21 protein-coding genes are annotated in these 24358 nt (G+C 62.0%); 10 read left to right on the plus strand and 11 right to left on the minus strand.

Going from position 1 to position 24358, the window contains the following annotated elements; all coding sequences use genetic code 11:
* The coding region (locus GY725_11640; protein MCP4004839.1) for an NAD(P)/FAD-dependent oxidoreductase at positions 1-994 on the minus strand (994 nt) is incomplete at its 3' end.
* A 76-nt stretch (positions 995-1070) separates the two neighbouring features.
* On the opposite strand from GY725_11640, the gene GY725_11645 reads away from it, so the two are divergent.
* Complete coding sequence (locus GY725_11645; GenBank protein MCP4004840.1) at positions 1071-1715, plus strand: TetR/AcrR family transcriptional regulator; 645 nt, start codon at positions 1071-1073, stop codon at positions 1713-1715.
* Positions 1716-1737: 22 nt separating this feature from the next.
* Here GY725_11645 and GY725_11650 read toward each other — a convergent pair whose 3' ends face one another.
* Together GY725_11650 and GY725_11655 are read right to left on the minus strand one after the other, a co-directional pair.
* Positions 1738-2871, minus strand: a complete 1134-nt coding sequence (locus tag GY725_11650) for a ferritin-like domain-containing protein (GenBank protein MCP4004841.1) — start codon at positions 2869-2871, stop codon at positions 1738-1740.
* 9 nt (positions 2872-2880) lie between these two features.
* Positions 2881-3966, minus strand: a complete 1086-nt coding sequence (locus GY725_11655) for a hypothetical protein (GenBank protein ID MCP4004842.1) — start codon at positions 3964-3966, stop codon at positions 2881-2883.
* Between the two features lie 279 nt (positions 3967-4245).
* Between GY725_11655 and GY725_11660 the strand changes: the two genes are divergently transcribed.
* Positions 4246-4851 carry a PEP-CTERM sorting domain-containing protein gene (locus tag GY725_11660; protein ID MCP4004843.1) on the plus strand — a complete coding sequence of 202 codons (606 nt, stop codon included), beginning with the start codon at positions 4246-4248 and terminating at the stop codon, positions 4849-4851.
* 26 nt (positions 4852-4877) lie between these two features.
* Here GY725_11660 and GY725_11665 read toward each other — a convergent pair whose 3' ends face one another.
* From GY725_11665 to GY725_11685, 5 genes are all read right to left on the minus strand, one after another.
* Positions 4878-5324, minus strand: coding sequence for a hypothetical protein (locus GY725_11665; GenBank protein MCP4004844.1), 447 nt, complete (start codon positions 5322-5324; stop codon positions 4878-4880).
* On the minus strand, positions 5321-7252 hold the full coding sequence (locus GY725_11670; GenBank protein MCP4004845.1) for a S1 family peptidase: 1932 nt from the start codon (positions 7250-7252) through the stop codon (positions 5321-5323). The genes GY725_11665 and GY725_11670 overlap by 4 nt, the downstream gene beginning before the upstream one ends.
* A gap of 118 nt (positions 7253-7370) precedes the next feature.
* Positions 7371-7865 (minus strand): hypothetical protein, encoded by a 495-nt coding sequence (locus tag GY725_11675; GenBank protein ID MCP4004846.1) that lies wholly within the window; start codon positions 7863-7865, stop codon positions 7371-7373.
* 87 nt (positions 7866-7952) lie between these two features.
* A complete protein-coding gene (locus GY725_11680; GenBank protein MCP4004847.1) occupies positions 7953-9254 on the minus strand; it encodes a HAMP domain-containing histidine kinase in 1302 nt (433 codons plus the stop codon).
* On the minus strand, positions 9251-9958 hold the full coding sequence (locus tag GY725_11685) for a response regulator transcription factor (protein ID MCP4004848.1): 708 nt from the start codon (positions 9956-9958) through the stop codon (positions 9251-9253). Before GY725_11685 ends, GY725_11680 begins: the two co-directional genes overlap by 4 nt.
* 255 nt (positions 9959-10213) lie before the next feature.
* Between GY725_11685 and GY725_11690 the strand changes: the two genes are divergently transcribed.
* The 6 genes from GY725_11690 to GY725_11715 all read left to right on the plus strand — a co-directional run bounded on the left by GY725_11690 (position 10214) and on the right by GY725_11715 (position 17677).
* Positions 10214-10693 (plus strand): nuclear transport factor 2 family protein, encoded by a 480-nt coding sequence (locus GY725_11690; GenBank protein ID MCP4004849.1) that lies wholly within the window; start codon positions 10214-10216, stop codon positions 10691-10693.
* Positions 10693-11442: an SDR family oxidoreductase gene (locus tag GY725_11695; protein ID MCP4004850.1), complete on the plus strand. Its 750-nt coding sequence runs from the start codon at positions 10693-10695 to the stop codon at positions 11440-11442. Before GY725_11690 ends, GY725_11695 begins: the two co-directional genes overlap by 1 nt.
* A gap of 158 nt (positions 11443-11600) precedes the next feature.
* The gene (locus GY725_11700; protein MCP4004851.1) at positions 11601-12146 is read left to right on the plus strand and encodes a TetR/AcrR family transcriptional regulator; all 546 of its coding nucleotides are present in this window, start codon (positions 11601-11603) and stop codon (positions 12144-12146) included.
* Positions 12146-13303, plus strand: a complete 1158-nt coding sequence (locus tag GY725_11705; protein ID MCP4004852.1) for an efflux RND transporter periplasmic adaptor subunit — start codon at positions 12146-12148, stop codon at positions 13301-13303. The genes GY725_11700 and GY725_11705 overlap by 1 nt, the downstream gene beginning before the upstream one ends.
* The gene (locus tag GY725_11710) at positions 13300-16455 is read left to right on the plus strand and encodes an efflux RND transporter permease subunit (GenBank protein ID MCP4004853.1); all 3156 of its coding nucleotides are present in this window, start codon (positions 13300-13302) and stop codon (positions 16453-16455) included. Before GY725_11705 ends, GY725_11710 begins: the two co-directional genes overlap by 4 nt.
* A 112-nt stretch (positions 16456-16567) precedes the next feature.
* Positions 16568-17677, plus strand: coding sequence for a TRAP transporter substrate-binding protein (locus GY725_11715; protein MCP4004854.1), 1110 nt, complete (start codon positions 16568-16570; stop codon positions 17675-17677).
* Positions 17678-17690: 13 nt separating this feature from the next.
* Here GY725_11715 and GY725_11720 read toward each other — a convergent pair whose 3' ends face one another.
* On the minus strand, positions 17691-19013 hold the full coding sequence (locus GY725_11720; protein ID MCP4004855.1) for a TRAP transporter large permease subunit: 1323 nt from the start codon (positions 19011-19013) through the stop codon (positions 17691-17693).
* Positions 19010-19549, minus strand: a complete 540-nt coding sequence (locus GY725_11725; protein MCP4004856.1) for a TRAP transporter small permease subunit — start codon at positions 19547-19549, stop codon at positions 19010-19012. Before GY725_11725 ends, GY725_11720 begins: the two co-directional genes overlap by 4 nt.
* A gap of 111 nt (positions 19550-19660) precedes the next feature.
* On the opposite strand from GY725_11725, the gene GY725_11730 reads away from it, so the two are divergent.
* Positions 19661-21493, plus strand: a complete 1833-nt coding sequence (locus GY725_11730) for a M3 family oligoendopeptidase (GenBank protein MCP4004857.1) — start codon at positions 19661-19663, stop codon at positions 21491-21493.
* Here the strand turns inward: GY725_11730 and GY725_11735 are convergent.
* Positions 21486-21899, minus strand: coding sequence for a nitroreductase family deazaflavin-dependent oxidoreductase (locus tag GY725_11735; GenBank protein ID MCP4004858.1), 414 nt, complete (start codon positions 21897-21899; stop codon positions 21486-21488). The genes GY725_11730 and GY725_11735 overlap by 8 nt on opposite strands.
* A gap of 94 nt (positions 21900-21993) precedes the next feature.
* Between GY725_11735 and GY725_11740 the strand changes: the two genes are divergently transcribed.
* On the plus strand, positions 21994-24306 hold the full coding sequence (locus GY725_11740) for an HDOD domain-containing protein (GenBank protein MCP4004859.1): 2313 nt from the start codon (positions 21994-21996) through the stop codon (positions 24304-24306).
* The last annotated feature ends 52 nt before the right edge of the window (positions 24307-24358 follow it).

Consider the following 24358-nt stretch of genomic DNA (forward strand, 5'->3'; position numbering starts at 1 on the left):
GGTCGCGAATGCGTTTGGCGATGTCGGTCCAACCGTCCTTCACGAGATCCTCGTCGGTGAATCCGCCCATCTGCAGGGTGGCGAAGTTCATCAGCCACTCGCTTTGCCATCCCGGCTCGAGCTGGGCGAACTCTTCAGGATCGATCGGATGGTTGTTGCGCACATCGATGGACGAGGGCGTGCGCTGTAACACGAACAACTCCCCGGCGTCGCGCGCGAGTCCGGGGATGCATTGGACCGCGGTGGCGCCGGTGCCGATGATTCCCACCCGCTTGTCGGCCAATCTCTCCATCGGAGCGCCGCCCCAGTCGCCACCGGTGTAGTCGTAGTCCCAGCGCGCAGTGTGGAAGGTGTGACCCTCGAACGACTCGATCCCGGCGATGCCCGGCAACTTCGGGCGAGTCATCGGCCCCGTACCCATGGCGACGAAACGCGCCCGGAAGCGGTCACCGCGGTCAGTCTCGATCTCCCAGCGTGAGGACACGTCGTCCCACTCGAGGCGGGTCACCTGGGTCGAGGTCAGCACCTTGTCGGTGAGATCGAACGTCTTGGCAATGCGCTGAGCGTGTTCGAAGATCTCTTTGCCGTAGACGTACTTCTTGCTGGGCATATACCCGGTCTCTTCGAGTAGGGGCAGGTAGACCATCGCCGCGGTATCGCACATTGCACCTGGATAGCGGTTCCAGTACCAGACTCCGCCGACGTCGCCGGCGCCGTCAATGATGCGGACATCGGTCACGCCGAGTTTCTGCAACTGGGCTCCGGTGCAAAGGCCGGAAAAACCGCCACCGATCAGCGCCACAGTGACTTCGTCGGTCACAGGCTCGCGATCGACATCACCGACCCAGGGGTCATCGGCCAGGCCGGCGAATCGGCCGCTCGGTTCCATGTACTGGTCTGCGCCGTCGGAGCGAAAGCGCTTGTCTCTTTCCGCCCGGTATTTCTCACGCAGGGCTTCTTGGTCGGACGGGCTGAGGGAATCGGTGGCTGACATGGAGGTCTCCCACAAAAATGTTGGTCTCTAATATATTCTATGTGACTAATATTGCAAAGCCACCTACATTTCGACCATGGACCACAACACTGCCCAGGCGGTTCCCTCACTTCGGGAGCGCAAGAAGGCCAAGACCCGGGCCGCCCTGATCGAGGCGTCCCAGCGACTCTTCGCGAGGCAGGGCTATACCGGAACCACGCTCGAGGACATCTCCGCTGAGGTGGACATCACCACGCAGACCCTGCTGCGCTACTTCGATTCGAAGGCCCAGCTGGCCCTGGCCCCGTTGGCGGCCTCCCTCGAGGAGGTCGAGCGCATTCTTTTAGACGAGAACCGCTCGGTCGACACGCTGTCTGCGTGGCGTCTCTATGTGCAGCTGGAAGCTGAGGAAGCCTCGAACCCGTCTGAGTCGACGACCGTTACGTATGTTTCAAACCTACGCGCCTACGACCAATGGGTCGACAAGGATCCCCTGTTGGTCGCCACTCTCACGGGCGTAGAGCGAGAGCTCCAGGAGCTTCTGGCGACAGCCCTGGCCCGGGACGCTGGGGTCGGATCCGATGACCTGCACTCGACGTTGGTCGCAGCGCTGCTGGTCGCCGGCCGCAGGGCCATCTGGGACCGCTGGCTCGCGCGCAACTGCGAAACCGATTCCCTCGTCGAGGACCAGCTGGCCGTGGTGGACTACGCAGTCGGGAGTAGGGGTGTCGGAGACAACTAGAGGCCCGACACCGGGTCCGAATCTATGCGGCGATCTCAGGGATGTCGATGCCCATATCGCCGAGCAGCGGTAGGAACTTCGAGCGCGGGATCCGCTCGGCGAAGCCTGCGCGGCGCAGTCGGTTGAAGTACTCCTGAACCTGGCTGACCTGCAGGTGGCCGACGATTTCGATTCCCTTCTTGATCTGCTCGGGCTTCGTGCCCTTGCCCGCCAGCACGATCATCGCCTCCATGAGGGACGAGTCGAACTGCTGGATGCTGAACTCTTCGCCTGAATCGAGGCCCAGGTGAATCTGCTCCTTGCGCTCTGGCGCGTGGTCGATGACCCAGCGCAGATGTTGCAGGCCGTAGGATACGTGGCGCGCCTCGTCCTGCATGACGAGCTGGAACATTCGCTTGTCGACCGGTGTGGGCGAGATGTACTCGCTGAAGCGGAACATCGTCAGGATGTTGCCCTCGGCAAGCAGGTGCATGAACGCGCTGGCATCGGAGTAGTTGTCGCAGTCGAGAATCGCCTTCAGCGAGTGCTCGGCCTGAGGTAGCGCGTGCATCAGGCCGACGCCGCCCGCCAGCGCTCGCTTGCGGAATACCTCGGCATGACGCGCTTCGTCCATCGCCTGGGTGGCGATGAAGTGCTTCACTTCCTGGAACTGGTCGTTCATGCGCCAGACCCATTTTGCGGGCAGGTCGGTTGCGATCATTTCGACTTCGGTGAAGAAGGTGCAGAGCTGGGCAAAGGCGATCTCGACCTCGTTCGAGCGCTCGTACTTTTCCAGATCGCCCCACGGTACGTCGGTGCTGGCATCCCATTGCCGGCTCATCGCTTCCTCTGTGAAGGAAGCGACCTTGTATGCCCAGACGTCGCTCTTCCGGTTCAGTTCGGGCTCGAGATCCGCCTGTCGATCCACGTCGTAGGCTGCACCTCTGGGCGCCGGTCCCCGCGCTCCGCGCGGCAGTTCGGGCAGATCGTCATAGCCATAGCTGCCCTGATTGATGTCCAGATAGGTGAAGCCCCGTTTCCCGTTTTCCGCATTGGCCTGGATCTGCTCCGTGCCCGCCTTCATCCAGCCGAGGTCCAGGTTTCCCTTGCGGATATCGCGCATGCGCAGCGCGAAGTCGTCGTTGTAGCGAAACTCGGTCGAGCCGTAGTAACTCATGATGCGTTCCTAACCTTGAAGGAGTTCGAGGAAGTGGCTGAGGGGGGAGCGCTCGCGTCGATCACCCAGGCCGATCTTTTCGCAGCGCAAGAGGTACTCGTCGGTCGTGCGTTCGTAGAGTCGCGCGACCGGATCCAACCCGCCCGAGAGCACGATCAGCGGTTCGATTACCTCGGGTGCACCGAGCGCACCCACCAGGGTGTTCTCGAGCAGGTCGAGGTGTTCGTTCAGGTGATCGGTCTCGCTCGGACGCGCTTGCAGGCTCATCCGGATGTGGTCGACGCCGTAGGCCACGAAACGCGTGGCGTCCTGCGTCAGGCGGGTACCCAGGAAGGCGTCGGCGGCGTTCGTGGCCGCCCACTCCCAATGCCGACCCAGCGCCTGAACGAACGACATCAGCGTCACGTTCATGCCGAGCGAGGTCTCTGGGTAGGTGTCACTTTCGAATACGGACTTCAGCACCTCTCCCAGGCCGAGTGAGTCGACCCCGAGCTGACCGGTCTCGCCAAACAATGCCCGCTTGCGGAATCCCTCGGCGATGCGACACGCGTCGAACATCTGTACGCACATCAGGTATTTGATCTCGTGGAATTCCTGATTCGTGCGCCACTCCCAGTAGGCGACCGTGTCGTTGCAGACGAGACCGATCGAAACCAACGAGGTTGCGAGCTGGCGCAGGGCGCCTTCGGCCTCGTCCGAATGTCCGTGGTCGTTCAGCGCGGTCCAAGGGACGTCTTTCGCGGGCGCCCAGTGTCGCGACTTGCCCTCTTCGAAGAGTCGCCCGGAAAGATCCGACCAGACATCGCTCTTGCGATTGAGTCGGTAGCCCAGCGACGGCAGGCCTTCCGGCAGCATTGCACCGCGTGGGGCCATCGAGAAGTTGTGGCGGATGATCTCGGGGATTTGATCGGGCGAATAACCGCCCTGGTTGATGTCGTCGAGGGTGAGCCCCCGACTGGGCTGGCTGGCCGCGAAACCGGCGCTCTCGCCGGTGTTTTTCATCCAGCCCAGGTCCAGGTCACCCTGCATCACCTTCACGACTCGCGCAAAGAGTTCGGGATCCTGGGAATAATCCTTCGGTGCGATGTACGACACGCGTTCCTCCTCCGCTTCCACAGAGAGTATTGGCTAGCCCGCTCCCGGAGTGCAATGAGAGTAATGGCTAGTCCGTTCACTGGGTGCAATGAGAGTAATGGCTAGTCCGCTCCGGGAGTGCAATCTGAGAATCTCGATGGCCCACGGGGATTGAGATCTGCCGGCCAGGTGTGGTAGTATCCCTTCAGAACGTTGTAAGATGCTGATTTTGTAACGAATTGCTCTGATTGAAGATCGCTCGACGGCCCCCGAAGTGGGTGCCAGAGCTGTGGAAAAGCCATGAAGATTCGCTGTGCAGGATGGGCGCTGGCCGCTCTCGTTTCGCTTTCGCTAAGCGCGCCCGAGGCGCTGGCTGGAACTCTCACGTTGCGGTTTTTCGGGGGCAGTTCCCTGGATCGCATCCTGGACGACGGAGGCGTCGAGCTACCCGCCGGTAACGCTGCGTACATCTACGGAAATAGTGGGCCGCTCGACGTGAACTCGATCATCACGATGAACCCAGGGAGCGGTTTCAGTGTGGCCCCCGCCGGCATCGTGCGGTCCCTCGCCATCGGCGATGGCATCAGTCCCCCGACCGACACCGATGGTCGCTTCCTGTTCGAGGTCAATCTGGGCAGCTTTGAATCCCCGAACTTCGCGGACGGCCTGTCATTCTTCGTGTTTGCCTTCAATGCCAGTGATCCCGCGATCGCGACAGCCTATGGCGTTTCGCCAAGCTCGTACACGGTCGACAATTCGATCTTGCCGCTCGACGGTGACTTGACGCCGCTGCCCGTCGATTTCGTTTTCAACGGCTTCGCCACGACGACTACGCCGGAACCGGCGACCGGCGTGCTTCTCCTGGCCGCCCTCGCGGGCCTGGCCGCCGCACGGCATCGCAACTAGGCTCCGCCAGCCTCGTTCCAGATCCCTCAGGGAACCATCTGCGGCAGCTCGTAGGGCCGAGTCTGGTTCCAGTCCAGGTCCGACGCGCCCTGGTGACGGTAGAAGAAGCCTTCTCCGGCTTCGAGTTCGAAGTTCTCGCCAGGCGCACCGGTTTCTGGGAACCACATCTCATCGAAGCCCGGGTTCTCCCCGGAGTCGAAGAAGAACTGTCCGAAGAACAGTTGCTGGATCGGATCGAAGCGCAGGATACGATCCGAGTCCAGCGGAGACAGACCGCCGATGGACCCCTGAGTTCCCAATAGGGTGTCGTTGAGCGCCACGCCTTCGACGCTGTAGCAGGGCGCGAACATCGAGTAGCTCTGGGCCAGGGTCTGCGTGCGCGAGGGTGCGAAGCCGATGCGCCCGGCCAGGAAGAGCGACTGGGCCGCGCCGCGGTTGTGCACGAACAACGCCTCGCCACAGCCGATCGTCAAATCCGACTCGCCGCCGATGGAAAAAAACGTTGGTCGAAATTGGGGTCGCCGCTGCCATCGAATAGGAACGCCGTCTCGTAGAGCTGAGTTGCGGGATCGAAGGCGAAGATGCGGTCGGCGTTGAACTCATCGAGGCCGCCATCGAGTTGCGGTCCGAGTACGTTGTGTACGGACGGATCCTCAGGAACGAAGGGCATGCCCAGGATCTGATAAGCCGCCGCAGGCAGGTCGACTCGCTGAAACCCCGCAGGTGTGCCCTGGACCGTGATGGCGGCCCGGGTTCCCGCGCGCACGGAAATGCCGGCCACCGCCGTCGTGACGCGTAGCGTGTAGAGTCGGGAGGTGATGCCCGCGGGAGAGCTGCCCGTCGCGTTGCCATCGTCGAGCAGAGTGGTCGTGGGCGCGATACCCGCAACGCTCGCAAAGGCCGACTGTGTCGGTAGCACAGCGGTCTGAGTGCCGGGATTGGCCTGCGCGAGCCCGTCGGCAAAACTCACCTCGTAGTCGAGGCCCGCGACTGCATCCCAGCTCAATTCCACCGCACCCGGCGTTTCCCTCACCACCGGTGAAACGTCCGAATTGGGGTCGAACGGGTCGGACTGGGCTACGTACTCGACCAGATCTCCATCTCCGTCTGCGTCGCTGTCGGCCAGAAACGGATCGCTGCCGAAGATGGTTTCGAAGTCGTCCGCCAGGCCATCGCTATCGCCGTCTGCGCATAATGAGATGCCTGTTTTCTGTTTCACCGCGTCCAGAAGAACCGGATTGGAGATCAAGCTTCCCTCGTTGTCTCCCTCCGTGCCGCCATTTTCACAGCCCGATAGACCGTGGATGCCGATGATTCTCCCCAGGGAGTCATAGATCGGCGAGCCGCTATTCGACTGCTCGGTATCGGTCTGGTAACGCACCGCGAACAGGCCACTGCTACTCGCGACCGCGGGGCCGGTGTCGCTCTGAAGGACGCCATTGCGCGTGCCTTCGGTGTCGATGCCGTAACCTTCGATCGTCAAGAGCCCGCCTGCGCTGGTGGTGTCGTGTCCGCAATAGAAGACGGGGCTACAGCCTTCACCCGGACCCAGAGGTCTGTTCGGATCGGCCGGAATCTCGATCAGAGCCCAGTCGTGCCCCTGCTGTAGGGAAAACGCGAGTCCTCCGGTCGCACTGGACAGGTCCGCGAGTTCAACCTGCCACTGATCGTCGGCCGCGGCGGCCACGATCGTTCCATTGGGATCCGATGCGGGGACATTGCGTTCGACGGTCCACGGAAGTGGCAGCCCAGAGACGTTCACGGTATGCGCGGTGGTCAGCATCCAGTGCCCGTTCACCATGAAGCCGGTGAACCAGTTGGAGTTGGGGTCCGACGACACGATGCGAACCGTGCAACTCGGACCGGCGACGGGAATGCGGTCATCGTTATTGCAGATCGTACGCGGGATCAGGCCGGAGCTGCTGCTCGCCGGTTCGCGAGGTGTGTACGCGAGCCGGGCGATCTCGAGTGCGCGAATCGAGAACGAAGCGCCTTCGCTTGCCGGCGAAACGTGAAGCTCGATATCGATTTCGCCACCGCGGAAGACCGAACTCCACAGAAGGCCGTTGTAAATCGGCTCCCGATCGTCGACGATCTGCTCTTCGCCATCGACTCGAGACGAAATGCGGATCGAATCACCGGGTCCGAGCTGTAGATCTCCCAGCTCCAGGCGCGTCCATTCGGCGTCTTCGAGACGGATCTCGTGGAGGAAGATTCGCGCGGTCTCGGGGCCCGTATTCGACAGGAGCGAACTCTCTAGGGGATAGGGAATGCGCGAGATTTCGTACTTCAACCCATCCTGCGCGACGGCCTTCGCTCCACCAAGCAGCGCCACGATGGCGGCGAGTAGGCGAAGGGCCAGTAGGACGGGACGACTTCGGGTGGCGCAGATCGATCTCATGGATGATTCGATGCTGCCAGAACGCAGAGGCAGAGCCAAGCACTACTGGGGCTTCAGGATTGCCGACTACGCAGAACCGCGTAAAACCCGGCGGATCGAAACGGACTTCACGACCCAATCAAACCGGGTCGGGTCCGCCTTTCTGATTCGCCTCCATGACCTCGGCGAGCTCGTTGAGTTCTCGGGCGACTTCCGCAAAAGCATCGGCGCGGCGCAGGATGATTCGCGCGCTGTAATCTTGATTCTTCAGGCTTTCGATGTGGCGTCGGAAAGCGACCGTGGGACCGACCAGGCGGTGCGTGACGAGGACAGATATTCCGAGCATGAGCAGTACGTAGGCGATGGCCAGGGTCGCGGACACGACCTTGAAGTTCTCGGTCTGGGCGCTGATCACGCGCTCGAAGTACTCTGGCTGATCGGTGTGCTCCAGAGTGATCTCGAACAGACGCTCATAGGTGATGTAGCTATGGGCCCAGAACGTTCCGGCAAACGCGAACGTGAGAACGAGCAGGTAGACCGGAAGCTTCAGCTGAACCATTGGCTGAAGGATGAGATTCAGCGTCTTTCGGCGCGGCTGTACCTTGAAAAGATCGCTGTTGTTTGAAGTCGGCAAACTGCACCCTCCCTATGTGCTTCACGGTCCTTCTTGCGAAAAACTGAAAGCAGGCCGGGGACAGCTGGAGATATTCCCGTCTCCGCGTCAGAGCGAGGGCTCTCGGGAATCCCGGTTCTCCCGGATTTCGCTCCGCGCGCCCGGAAGGACGACCTCGAAACAGGTTCCTCCTCCTTCCCGGGCGATGCAGCGCGCGTGGCCTTCGTGGTGACCGGCGATCTGCCGCACGAGCGAGAGGCCGAGCCCGACGCTTCCATCGATGCTCTCGCGCATTCCGGCGGGTCGATAGAAGGCTCCGAAGATGCGCTCGCGCTCGTTTTCGGGCACTCCAGGGCCGCGGTCGAGGACTCGAAGCCGGGCTTCGCCGTCGTGCGCCTCCAGTGTGACCTCGATCGGTGTGCCCGCGCCGTAGCGTTGGGCATTCTCGACCAGATTTCGCACCAGATGGCGCAACATGCGCGAGTCTCCGAGGATCCTGACCGGCTCGCCCTCGAGCGAGGCGCCCGCACGTGAGGACTCCTCCGCCACCAATGCCAGTAGATCCACTTCTTCGACCCGCTCGAGCTGGTCGAGAGCATCGAGCCGACTCGCGAGCAGGAGTTCTCCGATCAATACATCGAGTTCGCCGATGTCCTTTTCGATTCGCTCCAGCAGTTCGGGTCTCTGGCCGCTGTGAAGCAACTCCGTCGCCACGCGAATGCGAGCCAGAGGAGAGCGCAGTTCATGCGATGCGCTGGCCAGAAGCGTGCGCTGGCCGTCGACCAGGGCTTCGATGCGATCGGCGGCGCGATTGAAGCTTCGTGCCAGCGCGGCGATTTCGTCGCGGCCTTCGATCTGCACGCGTGCGCTCAGGTCGCCCGCACCCAGTTGCTCCACGCGAGCGCGCAGTCGCTCCACGCGGCGAGTCAGTCGGCGTACCAGGGGATAGGCTCCGATTGCGCTCACCACGCCAAGGCCGGCGAGCGCAACCAGCCATTGGATACCGTGTTCGTTCCGGCGCGGGCGGCCGATCATCCAACGGTCATCGGGAAGGCGAACGACGATCACCGGACCACCGTGTCTGCGACCCTGGAACCAGCCGCTCTTCAACTGCTCGGGTGTCGGTTCAGGCAGGGGCCGGCCGATCTGCACGACGAGTTCACCGTCTGCTGAGCGCACGGCCAGATCCGCCCGCAGTTGCTCGGACAGTCTCGCCAAGGCGGAGCGCAGTTCCTCGACGGGGCGGCCCGCTGCGGGCAGTGATTCGGCGACGATCGCGCCGATTCCCTCGATGCTCGCGCGATCTTCATCAGACGGTCCGATCAACAACCAGGCGAGCGAAGCGAGCACGGCGAAGAGCACGATAATGCCGACTAGCGTCAGGTATATCTGTAGATACAGCCGGTTCATCGTCGGTCTGTTTCATCATCCGCGTTGCGGGCGAAAACATAGCCCGCGCCGCGCACTGTGATGACGCGACGCGGATTCTTCGGATCGTCTTCGATCGCGGCTCGGATACGCGAGATATGCACGTCGATGCTGCGGTCGAAGGCGTCGAGTGCGTGACCGCGAAGCGCGTTCATGATCGCATCTCTCGACATGACCCGTCCCGCTCGCTCAGCGAGTGCGCAAAGAAGTTCGAATTGATGGCTCGTGAGTGAACGCTCTTCGCCACCCACGCGAACGACCCTTGCGTTGCGGTCGATCTCGAGCCGGCCAAAACGCAATACTGCGCCGCGCTCAGGTCCCGATTTGTGACGGCGCAGAATCGCGCGCAGACGGGCGAGCAGTTCGCGCGGATTGAACGGCTTGGGCAGGTAGTCGTCCGCGCCGATTTCCAGGCCGACGATGCGATCCGTCTCATCACCGCGCGCAGTCAGCATCAAAATCGGAATATCCGATTCTGCCCGCACTCGTCGACAGACCTCGAAGCCGTCGAGATCGGGCAGCATCACGTCGAGGATCAACACGTCGAAGCTCTCGCTGCGCAGGAGCTCGAGTCCGCCCATCGCGTTCGGCTGGGCCGATAGCGCGAAGCCGCGCGAGCCCAGGTACTCACCGACCATCTCCGAGAGATTCTCGTCGTCCTCGATCATGAGGATGCTTTCCGACACCTCAGCATCCTAACTCCAGGGGATCTCGCTCGCATGTCGGTTTCGTAAAGAAGTGTGAAGTCCGCGCAACTTGAAAACCCCAACCCCGCGTCGATAAGATCGCGGTGTTCCGAAGAATGGGTTTGGCCTGGCCGAGGCCCAGGAGCACACGCGAGATGTCTGAAATGCGCCCCGCGATGTTGCCGGAAAATCCCATTCAGGGTTTTTCGGCGCCGGGCACATTCTTCGGACCACAACTGACAGGAGGAACAGAGGATGGGCGGTTTCCCGCGGGAAGAGATCGAAGCCGCGTTCGAAAACTACAATCGGGCGCGCATCCAGGCTTCAACGAGCGGAGACTGGCGTATCTGGGCGGCCGTTTTCACCGAGGACGCTCACTACACCGAGCATGCCTACGGCGAGATGCACGGTCGTCAGGAGATCGAAGACTGGATCACCAAGGTCATGGCTCCCTTTCCCCATATGAGTTTTCCCCAGGACTGGGTGGCGTTCGACGACGAGCACGACGCGGTCGTGTTCCAGTGCCAGAACCGGCTCGAACATCCGGGAGATCCAGATGGCGAGCCGTTTCAATTTCCCAGTTGGACCCGCCTGGTCTACGGTGGAAACGGGCTCTGGAAATCCGAGGAAGACGTCTACAATCCCGCCCGCGATGCGGGGCGCACGATTTCGGCCTGGCGCAAGGCGGGCGGTGAGTTCGAGAGTCGAGAACTCGTGCAGATGACGGACCGCTGATGCGACGCTTTGAAGAGCGCGTTGCGCTGGTGAGTGGTGCGGCGTCGGGAATTGGTCGAGCGACTGCCGAACGCCTGGCGAGTGAGGGAGCGTCGCTGTTCTGCGTCGATGTGCAGAGCGAAGAACTCGAGGCGACCGTCGAGCAGATCACCGGTGCCGGGGGGATCGCCGATTCGCACCTCTGTGACGTGAGCGATCCCGAAGCGGTGGCCGCAACGCTTTCCGCTTGCGTCGAGCGTTACGGGAAACTGGACGCGTTGTGCAATATCGCGGGAATCTTGAAGCTCGACCACACCCATGAGCTGTCACTGGAGGTGTGGAACAAGATCCTGGCCGTGAATCTGACGGGAACCTTGCTGATGAGTCAGGCCGCGTTGCCGCACCTGCTGGAGTCCAAAGGCGTCATCGTCAATACCTCGTCGACTTCCGCCCTGGCGGGCATGCCCTGGGGGGCGGCCTACGGAGCGTCGAAGGGGGGAGTACTCGCCCTGACCCGCACTTTTGCGGTGGAGTACGCCAAGCAGGGGCTGCGCGCGAACGCGGTCTGTCCCGGTTCGATCGTCACCAGCATGACCACGCGAGGCGTGCTGCCAGAGGGGATCGATACTTCGCTTCTGTCCCGGGTCGTGCCCCTCGACAAGCCCCGGGGGCCCGAGTCGATCGCCGGTGTGATCGCGATGCTGGCCTCCGACGACGGCGCTCACATCAACGGGGCAGAGATTCGTGTCGACGGAGGAACCCTTTCGTAGCGGGCACTTAGCCCTTCGGCTGGGCGACCGGGAGGAATGCCTCGATCCCCGTTGGGGGCGGAGCTGTGTTATAACGCTGTTATAGGGCGCTTTGAATGGTCTCCCAACCCTCCAGGAGGTCGCCGCGCCGGCGCGTTGAATCCACCCGAAGGGTGATTTTGGACGCGACCGAGTCGTTGCTTTTGGAAGTCGGACCCGATCGATTGTCGATCCGACTCGTGACGAATCGCTGTGGCTATCAGGCACCGACCATCTATCACCACTTCGGCGACAAAGCGGGCTTGATCGATGCGTGTCTGGAACGGCGTTTTCAGGACCTGCACGATGAGTTGTTGCGCGTACCGCGCAGGCTCGATCCGGCAGAGTATCTGCGCGAACTCGCCCGGGCCTTCATCCGCTTTGGCGTCGAGCATCCAGCGCATTACCGCCTGTTCTCTGTGCCTCGGCGGGTCGATGTGAGTGTGCCTTCTTCTGCGGAGCGCGGGCGTGAGTTGGTCGCCGAAGCCTTGAAAGATCTCGAGCGTGTCAAGCGCCTGCGCGGAACCGATGCCGAAACCGCTTTCCAGATCACCTGGGCGATGCTTCACGGACTGATCCTGCTGCGAATCAGCCGACCGGACTACGAATGGACAGAAGACCTTACCGAGCGAGCACTCGACTCACTCGAACGCGGATTGTTCGAGAAGGAAAGCGGAGCGGAATGATGATGCGGATTCGAATGTGGAACGGGACGACAAACCTGAAGCGGTGGGCGCTGGCTCTCTGTTGTGTAGGCGCGGGACTCAGCGCCTGCGATGGAGAGCCCGAAGATGCGCTCGAAGTAACCAGACCGGTCGTGATTGCTGAGGTGCAGGCCGTCGATGTGAGCGAGCGCATCGCGGCGACCGGACAGTTGGTCGCGCCCAGTCGAGCCGAGGTCGCTGCGCAGGTTCAAGGAGAGATCACCGCCGTCCTGCGCGACGAGGGCGCGACGGTGGAAGCGGGCGAGGTCGTGCTCGAAATCGACCCCGAGAGATTCGAGCTCGAACTGGCCCGTGCGCGGGCCGGTCTTTCGGAAGCGCGGGCGAGTCTCGGCGAGCACGAACGCGATGTGAAGCGCCAGCGCGCGCTCGCACAACGCGCTGTGGCGTCCAAGGCTCAACTCGACGAGGCCGAGACAGCCGTTCAGACCAGTCGCTCACGCGTGCAGGCGGCTCAGGCGAATCTAGGCGTGGCCGAACGCGCGTTGCGCGACTCGAAGGTGACGGCGCGTTTCTCTGGTCAGATCGGAAGGCGCTATCTGAGCGTGGGTGAGTTCGTTCAACCCGGCCAGAAGCTCTTCGAACTGGTCGCTATGGACCCGATCGAGGTCGAGTTTTTCCTGCCGGAACGAGATTCGAGTCGCGCGAGCATCGGACAGACGCTCGACGTCTTTGTGGCGCCGTATCCCGACCAGGCCTTTCGAGCGACGGTGACGGTCGTATCGCCGACCATCGATTCGCGCACCCGCACTCTACGTGTCAAGGCGGTGGTCGAGAACAAGGAAGGCAAGCTGAAACCCGGTCTGTTCGCTCGTGCAGATCTGGGCGTCGCGGATCGAAAGGGCGTAATCATCGTTCCCGAAGAAGCGGTCTTGCAACGGGCCGACGGTCCGGTTGTGTTTCGCCTCGTTGAGGACAATCGGGTCGAACGCATCGTGGTCGAACTCGGCAAGCTGAGCGAAGGCCATGCCGAGATCATGGCCGGGTTGGCTGTGGGGGATTCCGTGATCCGACGCGGCCACGACGTGCTGATCGATGGAAGCGCCATCAGTCTTCGCAATCCCGACGGAACACCGGCGGTGGCCGCTGGTCCTGAATCCGCTCTGGAGACCACTCCGTGAGTTTTCTCGACATCTGTATCAACCGTCCCGTGCTGACACTGATGATGACACTCTCGCTCATCGTCTTTGGCGTGATGGGGTATCTGCAGCTCGGTGTCGACCAGTTGCCGAACATGGAGTTCCCGGTCGTTACGGTCACCGCAACGCTCGAAGGCGCCACGCCGGAAGTGATGGAGGAAGACGTCACTGAGGTTCTCGAGGAGTTCATCAACACCATAGACGGTCTGCGCACACTCAAATCGACCACGTTCCACGGAGTGAGTCGCGTGGTCGCCGAGTTCGAACTCGAACGCGACATCGACCAGGCCACACAAGACGTACGAGACAAGCTCTCTCGCGCCCGCTTCCAACTTCCTCCGGCTCTCGATCCGCCTGTTATCGAGAAGGTGAACTTCGCCGATCAACCCATCATCTGGCTGCCTGTGAACTCGGAGCGTCCGGCGACCGAGGTCACCGAGTACTTGCGCTACACGGTCAAACCCTACCTCGAAACAGTGCAAGGAATTGCATCCACTGAACTATTTGGACGTCGGAATCGCGAGATTCGCATCTGGGTGGATGGGGATGCGCTCCGCGCGCGCGGACTCTCGGCCATGGACGTCGTCACGGCCTTGCGTCGCGAACACGTCGAGGTTCCGGGGGGGCGCGTCGAGAGTCAATCGGTCGAGTACACGCTGCGGACCGACGCCGAATTCGAGACCGTCGAAGCTCTCGCCGCTATGGTGATCGCGAGCGTGGACGGGGCCGCCGTTCGTCTGAAGGACGTGGCGCGGGTCGAGGACGGTGCAGAAGACCGGCGCTTCGTGGCACGCTTCAACGGCGGAGCGGGTGCGGGAATCGGCATCCTCAAGCAACCGCGCGCGAACACCGTGCAGATCGCCCAGGCGACGCACGATCGTATCGACGACCTGCGCGAGTACCTGCCTTCGGGAATCACCTTTGCGAACCGCGACTCGGTGATCGACTTCTCGCTATCCATTCTGGAAGCGGTCAACGAGACCCTGTTCGCGCTGCAGGTCGGTAGCTTGCTTGCAATCCTCACGGTTCTGCTCTTTCTGCGCCGCATGCGGCCTACATTGATTGTGAGTGCAGCAATTCCGCTGTCGCTGATCACGACCTTCGGATTTCTGTGGCTGTTCGGGTTCACGCTGAACACGATGACGCTCCTGGGCCTGACGCTGGCCGTGGGCGTCGTGATCGATGACGCGATCGTGGTTCTCGAGAACATCGAACGACACCGCGAGGCCGGTGAAGCCCCGAAGGAGGCGGCGTCGAAGGGTGCACGTCAGATCGCCTTCGCCGCGACGGCCGCGACGCTATCGATTGCGGTGGTGTTCCTGCCGGTCGTGTTCGTCGACGGCATTGTCGGCAGTTTCCTGGGTGAGTTCGGACTCACCGTGGCGGCCGCAGTCATGGTTTCGCTCTTCGTTGCCTTGACGCTCACTCCGATGCTGGCGGCGCGCATGGCGCCTCCCGAGGAGAGGGCGCACGGTAGCTTCTATCATCGCCTGGAAGTCGGATTTCTTTGGCTCGAGCGGCGCTACACAAAGATTCTCCACTGGTCGCTCGCGCATCGCGGGTCGGTACTGGCGATCGGGCTAGCTTCATTCTTGATGACCTGTGGTATGGGCTACAAGCTCGACGTCGAGTTCTTTCCGCCAAGCGATGAAGGACGTCTGTTCGTGATGATGGATACGCCCCCCGGGACTTCCCTGGACGGCACCATGGAACGCGTCAAACTGGCAGAGAAGTGGATGCTGCAACAGCCCGAGGTCAACGGGCTGTTCGCGGGTATCGGCGTCAGCGGTCCCGACGGTCCCGGCGATGTGACGAATGCGGTATTCGTCGCGATTCTCAAGCCGCGAGCGGAGCGTGAGCGTACTTCGATGGAAATCATGGAGGCTGCGCGCGACGCGTTGAAGAATATTCCCGGACTGAATTCGCGGGTGTTCGACCCCTCGTCGATGTTCAGCGCGGGTGGTGGTGAGTTCGAGTTCAGTATTCTCGCCAATCTAGAGATCGACGAGCTCGACGAGCTCACCGATCGCGTGGTTCACCGGCTCGAAGAGCGTCCGGGCTTCGTTGGGCTGCACAAGAGCCTGCGCATGGGGCTTCCGGAGATTCGCGTCACGCCAGACCGTGAGAAGGCGGCCGCGATGGGCGTGGATGCACGCTCGATTGCGACGGTGGTTCAGGCCAGCATCGGCGGTATCGACATCGGGAAATTCAAGGAAGCCGGTCATCGCTACGACATTCGCATGCGACTCGAAGAAGGGACTCGCAACGATCCCGAGTCGATCGGCCAGCTCTATGTGCGCAACCGCGAGGGCAAGGTAGTTGAACTGCGCAATCTGGTGTCGGTAGAGACCGGTGCAGCGCCTTCGACGATCACCCGACACAATCGCCGTCGTAGCGTGTCGATCTCTTCGAGTCTCGAAGGCATCCCGGTCAGCGAAGCCATCGAAGAGGTCACGGCCATCGCCCGAGAGATCCTGCCGGAACAGGTTGAGATCGACTTCTCGGGAAGCGCCGAAGCCTTCCAGGAGAGCATTTCACAGTTCATGCTGGCGATAGGGCTCGCGATCCTGATCATCTACATGGTGCTGGCCGCCCAGTTCGAAAGCCTCTTGCATCCACTGACCGTCATGCTCGCGCTACCCCTGGCGATGTTCGGCGCGCTCGGTGGACTGCTGGCCGCCGGAATGTCGATCAATCTGTTCAGCCTGATCGGCATCATCCTGCTGTTCGGACTGGTCACCAAGAACTCGATCCTGCTGGTCGACTTTGCCAATCAACTGCGCGAAGAAGGCATGGACAAGGTCGAGGCCATGCGAACTGCAGCGCCTGTGCGCATGCGACCCGTGTTGATGACCGCGTTCTCCATGATCTTTGGCGTGCTGCCCGCGGCGATCGGAGTGGGGCCCGGATCCGAGACGCGCGCACCCATGGCTGTTGCGACGGGAGCTGGAATGTTCTCGTCCACGATTCTCACTCTCCTCATGGTGCCTGTGTTCTATATCGTGCTCGATGATCTGAGTGAGTGGATCCGCACCCGAGTGCGCCGCCTGCTGGGACGGGAGCCAAAGGACGGCGGTCCGGCCGCGAAGCAACCGACCGAACCCAGCAGCGAAGCGATCGCGCGCACCGGCTAGGCTCAGAGATCCAGAACGACGACACCCCGGGGTGTTCGAGGCTTGTGGGATCCTTGGCTCCTGCTCGTGAATATGCGATAGGCTCCGGAGCTACTTCAGCCGGGGGATATCGATGAAGCGCAGAGACTTTCTGAAGAAGACGGCTGTCGGTCTGGCCGGGGCAGGGATGGCCGCGGCGTGTGCAGGAGAAGAAGGCGGCTCAGCTGGTCCAGCCGTGCACACCCAGAAGCGGGTGACCTGGCGCCTCGTGTCCAGCTTTCCGCGCGGACTCGACACCATCTACGGCACCGCCGAACACCTGGGTGCGCTGGTCGAGTCGATGTCGGGTGGCCGCTTCCGCATCCGTTCGTACCCGGCCGGTGAACTGGTGCCCGGACTTCAGGTCCTCGATGCCGTGCAGCAGGGGACGGTACAGGTCGGCCACTCCGCCAGTTACTACTACACCGGCAAAAACGATGCGTTCGCCTTCGATACGGCCGTGCCGTTCGGTCTCTCCTCGCGGCAACAGATCGCGTGGTTGCTGGAAGGGGGTGGTCAGGAGTTGCTGCGCCCCCTGTTTGCCGACTTCAATATCGTGCAGTTCTACGGCGGGAGTACAGGCGCGCAGATGGGCGGCTGGTTCAATCGCGAAATCAATTCCGCCGCTGAAATCGACGGTTTGAAGATGCGCATCCCCGGTCCGGGTGGAGAGGTGATGAGTCGGCTCGGCGCTACCGTGCAGGTTCTGGCCGGAGGCGACATCTATCCCGCTCTCGAACGCGGTGCGATCGATGCGACGGAGTGGATCGGTCCATACGACGATGAAAAGCTGGGTTTCCACAAGGTGGCCAAGTACTACTACTACCCGGGCTGGTGGGAGCCGGGGCCGTCTCTGACCTATTTCGTCAACAAGTCGGCCTGGGATGGGCTGTCGGACGAGTTCAAGGGAATCTTCCAGGCCGCGACACGCGAGTCTGGAATGACGATGCAAGCGAAGTACGACGCGAAGAATCCGCCGGCCATGAAGCGATTGATCCAGTACGGCACACAGTTCAGGGAATTTGGCGACGACGTGATGAGCGCCGCGCGGCGCGAATCGCTGAGCCTGCTCGAAGAAAATGCGAGCGCTGACCCCGGATACCGCAAGGTCTACGAAGCCTGGAAGAAATTCCGAGAGGAATCTTTCGAGTGGTTCGGGAAGGCCGAGCTCTCGTATGCGGCGTTCAACTTCAAAGGCAAGTAGTCGTTCGACCGATCTACTCGAGTGCCCACGTGACGAGTTCGGGAAAGATCACGATCAGCCCGAGCCCGATCAACTGGATCACGATGAAGGGGATCACTCCCTTGTAGATGCTCGTCGTAGAAACTTCCGGCGGCGCAACGCCGCGCAGGTAGAACAGAGCAAAGCCGAAGGGTGGTGTGAGGAACGAGGTCTGCAGGTTCATGCCGACCATCACTCCGAACCACACCAGGTCGATGTTCAGGACGCGAGCGGCCGGGATCAGCAGCGGTAGCAGGATGAACGCGATCTCGAAGAAATCGAGGAAGAACCCGAGCACGAAGATCGCCAGATTGGCGACGATCAGCAGACCGATCTTTCCCCCGGGCAAATTGGTGAGCAGATCCTCGATCCAGATATCTCCGTAGAGTCCGCGGAAGATCAGTGCAAAGGCCGTCGAACCGATCAGAAGAAAGACGACCATTGTCGTCAGGCGCGTGGTCTCGTCAGCGGTTTCGCGCAGCGACTTCACGCTGAGCCGTCCATTTGCGGCGGCCAGGCCCATGGCACCGATCGCGCCCAGTGCCCCGGCCTCGGTCGGCGTCGCCACACCGGTGAAGATGCTTCCGAGTACCAGCAGGATCAGCACGAGCGGCGGGATCATCGCGCGTACGACCCGCTGACCTAATTCGCGATTCGAGATGTCGCGTTCCTCGGCGGGCAGGGCGGGAGCGCTTTCGGGTCTCAGCATCGCGATGCCCACGACGTACAGCGCGTACATTGTTGCGAGCATCAATCCGGGTACCAGTGCACCGACGAAGAGATCGCCGACCGACACTCCGAGCTGGTCTGCGAGCACTACGAGGACGACGGAGGGCGGAATGATCTGGCCGAGCGTACCCGAGGCGGTGATCACGCCCGCAGCCAGAGACGGCGAGTAGCCGTAGCGCAACATTACGGGCAAGGAGATCAAACCCATGGCCACGACCGAAGCACCGACCACGCCGGTCGCCGCCGCGAGCAGCGCACCGACCATGACCACGGCCAGGGCCAGGCCGCCGCGCAGCGGTCCGAAGAGCATTCCGATCGTCTGTAGGAGGTCTTCGGCGAGCTTTGACTTCTCGAGCATCGTTCCCATGAAGATGAAGAAGGGAACCGCGAGCAGGATGTAGTTCGACATGATCCCGAAGATCCGCTCGGGCAGGGCGTAGAGCAGATTCCAGTCGAAGTAACCCGCCTGCACACCGATCAGTGCGAAAATCAGCGAGGTTCCTCCCAGAGAAAACGCCACGGGATAGCCGCTGAAGATCAGCCCAAAGGCGACCACGAACATCAACGGACCGAGCCAGTCGCCGCTCACGATTTGTCTCGCGCTGCGTCGATACCGCGCAGGTAGGCGATCTTTCGGATTACATGAGAGATGCCCTGCGCGATGAGGAGTCCGAACGCGACCAGGATGAGTGTCTTGATCGGATAGCGGGGCAGGCCGCCGGGGTCGGGTGAAACCTCGCCGATCTGCCACGAGTTGCGCACCGCGGGCCACGTCGCCAGCAGAGACATCAGACAGAACGGGAGCAGGAGCACGACGCTACCGACCAGGTCAATCCACGCGCGTGCGCGCGCACTCATACGCCCGAAGAGAACGTCCACGCGCACGTGGCCGTCACGCGCGAGCGTCGCAGCGGCCCCCAGCAGGAAGACAGCGCTGAACATATACCACTGCAATTCGATGTAGGCGTTCGAGGCCAGACTCAAGCCCAATGAGCGTCCCGCATAACGCGCCAGCGCGTTGTAGGCGCCGATCAGCACCATCGCGAAGGTGAGCCAGGAGATGCCGCGACCGATCTGCAGGTTCACCGAGTCGATGAACCCCGACAATCTGAGCCAGCGCTGCATGCTCCCTCCCTCGAGCCCGATCAGCGCGTTCCTCACCGGGCGGTCTCGCCCGAGTGTAGCAGTCGCGACTCGCCGCTGGCTGACCACGCAACTCGGGGGTATCGTCAGGTCATGGCGGGATCCTCTGAAATCGAAGGCGAGAAGCTCGAACCCAACTGGGACCTGACTCCCTTTTTCCCGGAGTTTGACGGCGTCGAATATCGCAGCTTTCGCGACGAGCTGGCGGCTTCGATTGAAGGCGCACAGGCTCGAGTCGCGCGGCTCGGTGATCTGCGCTTGTCGAATGTGTCGGAATGGGTCGAGTTGCTTGTGCTGACCGAGGACATTGGAGCGCGCACATCGCATATCGGCTCGTATATCGGCTGCATGGCCGCCGCTGATTCTCTCGACGAAGCCGTGCAGCGCCAGTCCGCGGATCTCTCCAATATGCGCGCCGAGTTGCAGAAGCTCAGCGTCGGAATACGCGCCGCACTCGACGACTGCGACGACGCGACCTTCGCCGAGTTGCTGGCCGATGCGCGTCTGCGCGACGCGAGCTACTTCGTGGAGCGCCTGCGCGAGCGCGCACGCTGGAGTATGTCGACCGAACTGGAACAGCTCTCGGCCGATCTCGGGGTGAACGGTCTTTCAGCCTGGGGACGTCTCTACAGTCAGGTGACGGGCAAGCTCGAGTTTGATTTCGAAATCCCGGGGAAGGCATCCAGACGCCTGCCGGTCGCGATCGCCCGCAGTCTCATGGAAGACCCCGACCCACAGACGCGCACCGCGGCTTTTCGCGGAGCCAATGCGGCCTGGGAAGGAGTCTCTGATGTGATGGCCGCCTGCCTCAACGCGATCGCGGGAACTCGTCTCAGCCTGTACGAACGCAGGGGTGTGAGCCATTTCCTGGACCCCGCACTTTTTGATGCGGGCATCTCGCGCACCACACTCGACACGCTGATGGATGTGGTCCGTGCACGCGCCGACGTGGCCCGACGCTACCTGAAGCGAAAGGCTCGGATCCTGGGCCAGGAATCTCTGGGATTTCAGGACTTGATGGCACCGCTTCCTCTGGGCGACGCCGGTTCCATCCCCTGGGATGAAGCGTGTATCGGAGTCCAGCGAGCTTTCGAAGGATATTCCGAAGATCTGGGTGGACTTTCAGCACGGGCTTTCGAGCGGCGCTGGATCGACTACGAGTCGCGCCCGGGTAAGCGTCCCGGCGGTTTCTGCAGCACGTCACCGTTGTTGGGTGAGTCTCGCGTCTTCATGACCTACAACGGTGCGCTCGGCGACCTGCGCACGCTAGCCCACGAACTGGGCCACGCCTACCACGGTTGGCTCATGCGCGATATGCGGCCCTGGGCGCGTCGCTACCCGATGACCCTGGCCGAGACGGCTTCCACGTTTGCCGAGCAGGTCTACACCGAGTCCGTTCTCGCGGACCCGGGAACTTCCGAAGCTCAGCGCTGCGTGATACTCGACAGTCGCCTCGCGTTCGCCGCCGTCTTCCTCGTGAACATCCCGGTGCGCTTCGAGTTCGAGAAAGCCTTCTACGAAGAGCGCGCATCTGGCGAGGTGAGTGTCACGCGCCTGTGCGAGCTGATGATCGAGGCGCAGCGTTGCTGTTACGGAGAATCGCTCGACGAAAACCAGCTGAATCCGTGGATGTGGGCCTCCACGCTGCACTTCTACATTACCGAGCTCAGCTTCTACAACTTCCCATACACATTTGGGTTTCTTTTCAGTCTGGGGCTTTTCGGTCGCGCGCAGGCCGAGGGGAAAGCGTTCCTGGAGCAGTACGACGAACTCCTGCGCCTGACGGGCAGTGATGATGCGGAGGACGTTGCGCGTCGCTGTATGGGCGTGGATCTCGAGGCTCCCGAGTTCTGGAACTCTTCGATCGATGGCATCGAAACCGACCTCGAGCGCTTTCTGGCCGAGTCGGAAAAACTCTTCAGCTGATCGGGTCCAGGCGCACAGGGATCGATGCATCCCCGTCGCGGATCAGCTTGATGAGCGCTTCCGCCACCGGATACTTCTTCGTCATGAGTTCGTGAATCCGGTCGCGCATCGCGGGATCCTCGACTCCGACTGCGCGGAAGCGGTGCGTAACGCCGTCTCTTGTAAGCCAGACTTGCGGATGGGCACGCAGTCGCGCGTACCAACCCGAGTTCGGTTGACCTGCCCGCAACCACAGGGCGCCCTGATCTTCCACAATCCAGAGCCGCGTATCCGCAGCGTTCCCATCGGCCTGTACGGTGCGCAGAGTTACGACTTCTCCGCCCATTTCGGACGCGAGGCCAATTACCGCGAAGAATGTCGCCAGAACGAGTACTGCCACCCCTAGTACGGTCAGCACTGTCTTCATTGGATCTCCAACTGGCAAGGCTGTTCATCGACCAGTTCTCCTGATTATGGACGAAATCCCATGTGCATGCGAGTGCAACCGCCGTAGGTCGGGTGTGTTGATAGGCGCGCAGGAGATTCGTGCCATTCACCGCGCCTCGGGGCACGTCGATGCACACGTGCGCGCCGGCGGCGTTCTTGAAGTCAAGCTCCTCGGCCGCTCGGACGATCGAAGACCAAGGTTTGTAATGGAAAACGATCCCTACAGAATCGCAAGTGAAGTCACGTCTCTGCCGTCTCCCCCCGGCATAGCCTCGCACGTACTCGAAGTACTCTCTGCGAAGGTTCCGGATCTGAAAGCGTTGCAGCGCGTGATCGAGTGCGATCCCGTGCTCGTCGCTCGCGTATTGCGCGCGGCCAATTCGGCCGACCGTACCACCCGCCGCCCAATTTCGACGGTACTTCAGGCGATCCGTACTCTCGGAGCTCAGGAAATCCACTCGGTACTTCTGAGTTTCGAATTGCCTTCCTGGAAAGGCGCCGGAAGTCCAGGTCGTTTCGATCCCCGCTTGCACTGGCGCCACTCGCTGACTACTGCGATCGCCGCGCGCGATCTGATCGGTAACGAGCCGACCTTGCGCGACGAGGCCTACGCTGCGGGAATCCTCCAGGACATCGGTGTGCTGGCTCTGAATCAGATCGCTCCAGACCGCTATGACTCGGTCCTGAGTCGCTTGAACGAGATGGGCGAGGAACTCTGGTTGAGCGAGCGCGCGGAAATCGGGACCGATCACATGGAGGTCGGCGCCGAGTTGCTGAGAAACTGGCGCATACCGCCCATACTTTGGGAGCCGATCAGCGTGCACCACCAGGCGAGTGGTACCGCTCTGGGCGATCCCATCGAAGCGCGCATTGCGCGGGTGCTGCGGGTCGCGGCCCAGGTGGGGAAGGTGTTCTGTCTGAGTGAGGATGCGAGCGCCCTTGTCCGGCTTCGCGAGCTGGCTTTGGACCTGTTGGGCATCGGTGGGCCGGAACTCGAAGAAATCCTGCAGCGCGTCGAGCCGCAGATGCAGTCCGCGGTCGAGGAGCTGGATCTGGATCTGGGCGAACAGCGCGCTTTCGGCGATCTCATGCGGCGCGCGAATGAACGACTTGCTGCGCTCACACTCGACATGGGTCAGAACCTGGCTCAGGCCGAGAACCGACTCGAGACGACCGATCGCGCCGCGCGCGAGCTACGCGTTCAGCGCTTCGCGGCTGAGGAAGCCAATCGTCTCAAGAGCCAGTTCCTGGCCAACATGAGCCATGAGATCCGCACGCCCATGACTGCGATCGTGGGTTACCTGGACCTGATGGCCGATCCCGACCTGACGGCCGAGGATCACACGGACTATATCTCGGTCGTGCGGCGCAACGCGGATCATCTCTTGAAGCTGCTCGACGGGATCCTGGATCTCTCGAAGCTCGAGGCAGGGCACATGCAGGTGGAGCGCACGCGAACTTCAGCGTGTCAGATGGTCACCGATGTGGCATCGCTGATGCGCGCGCGGGCGATTGCCAAAGGTCTCGCCTTTGAGATCGAGTACCTGGGCGCGATCCCCGAAACGATCGAGACCGATCCGACGCGCTTGCGCCAGATCCTGCTGAACCTGGCCGGCAACGCGATCAAGTTCACCGACACGGGCGAAGTTCGCGTGATCGTCGAGTTGCTCGAATCCGTGGATCGCGAACAACCGCGTATGCGCTTCGTGGTGGCCGATACGGGTGTTGGAATATCAGGGGGTGCACAGGCGAAGATCTTCGAGCCCTTCATGCAGGTCGATATGTCGACGACCCGCGAGCACGGCGGTACGGGTCTGGGTCTGGCGATCAGCAAGCGCCTGGTCGGTCTGCTCGGTGGAGATATTTCGCTCGAGAGCGAACCCGGAAGCGGGACGCGCGTGAGCTTGACGATCGAAGTGGGTTCGCTCAAGAACGTTCGCATGATCGAAAACCCGGCCGAAGCCATCGCGGAAGAGGTTGCGGCTGAGACCGTCGCTCCGTGTCACCTCGAGGGGTCCGTGCTCCTGGCGGATGATGGAGCGGACAATCGGCGCCTGATCTCGCTGATCTTGTTGAAGTCCGGACTCCGTGTGGACACCACCGAGAACGGCAGAATCGCGGTCGAGAAGGCGCTTCGAGCCGAGTCGGCCGGTGAACCCTACGACTTGATCCTGATGGACGTCCAGATGCCCGAACTCGACGGTCTGAGCGCGACCGTGCAGCTGCGCCAATCCGGCTACAATGGCCAGATCGTGGCCTTGACCGCCCACGCCATGTCGCATGAGCGCGACGCCTGTCTGCGAGCCGGTTGCGACGGTTTTGCGAGCAAGCCGATCGACCGCCCAGCCCTTCTGGCTGTGGTCGCTGAGCACATCGAGGGAAAATAGCTCCCCGCCTGCTCGTGCTGGGCCGCGCGCGCTTGGACGCGGTTCGCTATGC

The organism is bacterium (assembly GCA_024226335.1).
In the GTDB taxonomy this organism is placed as follows: Bacteria; Myxococcota_A; UBA9160; order SZUA-336; family SZUA-336; genus JAAELY01.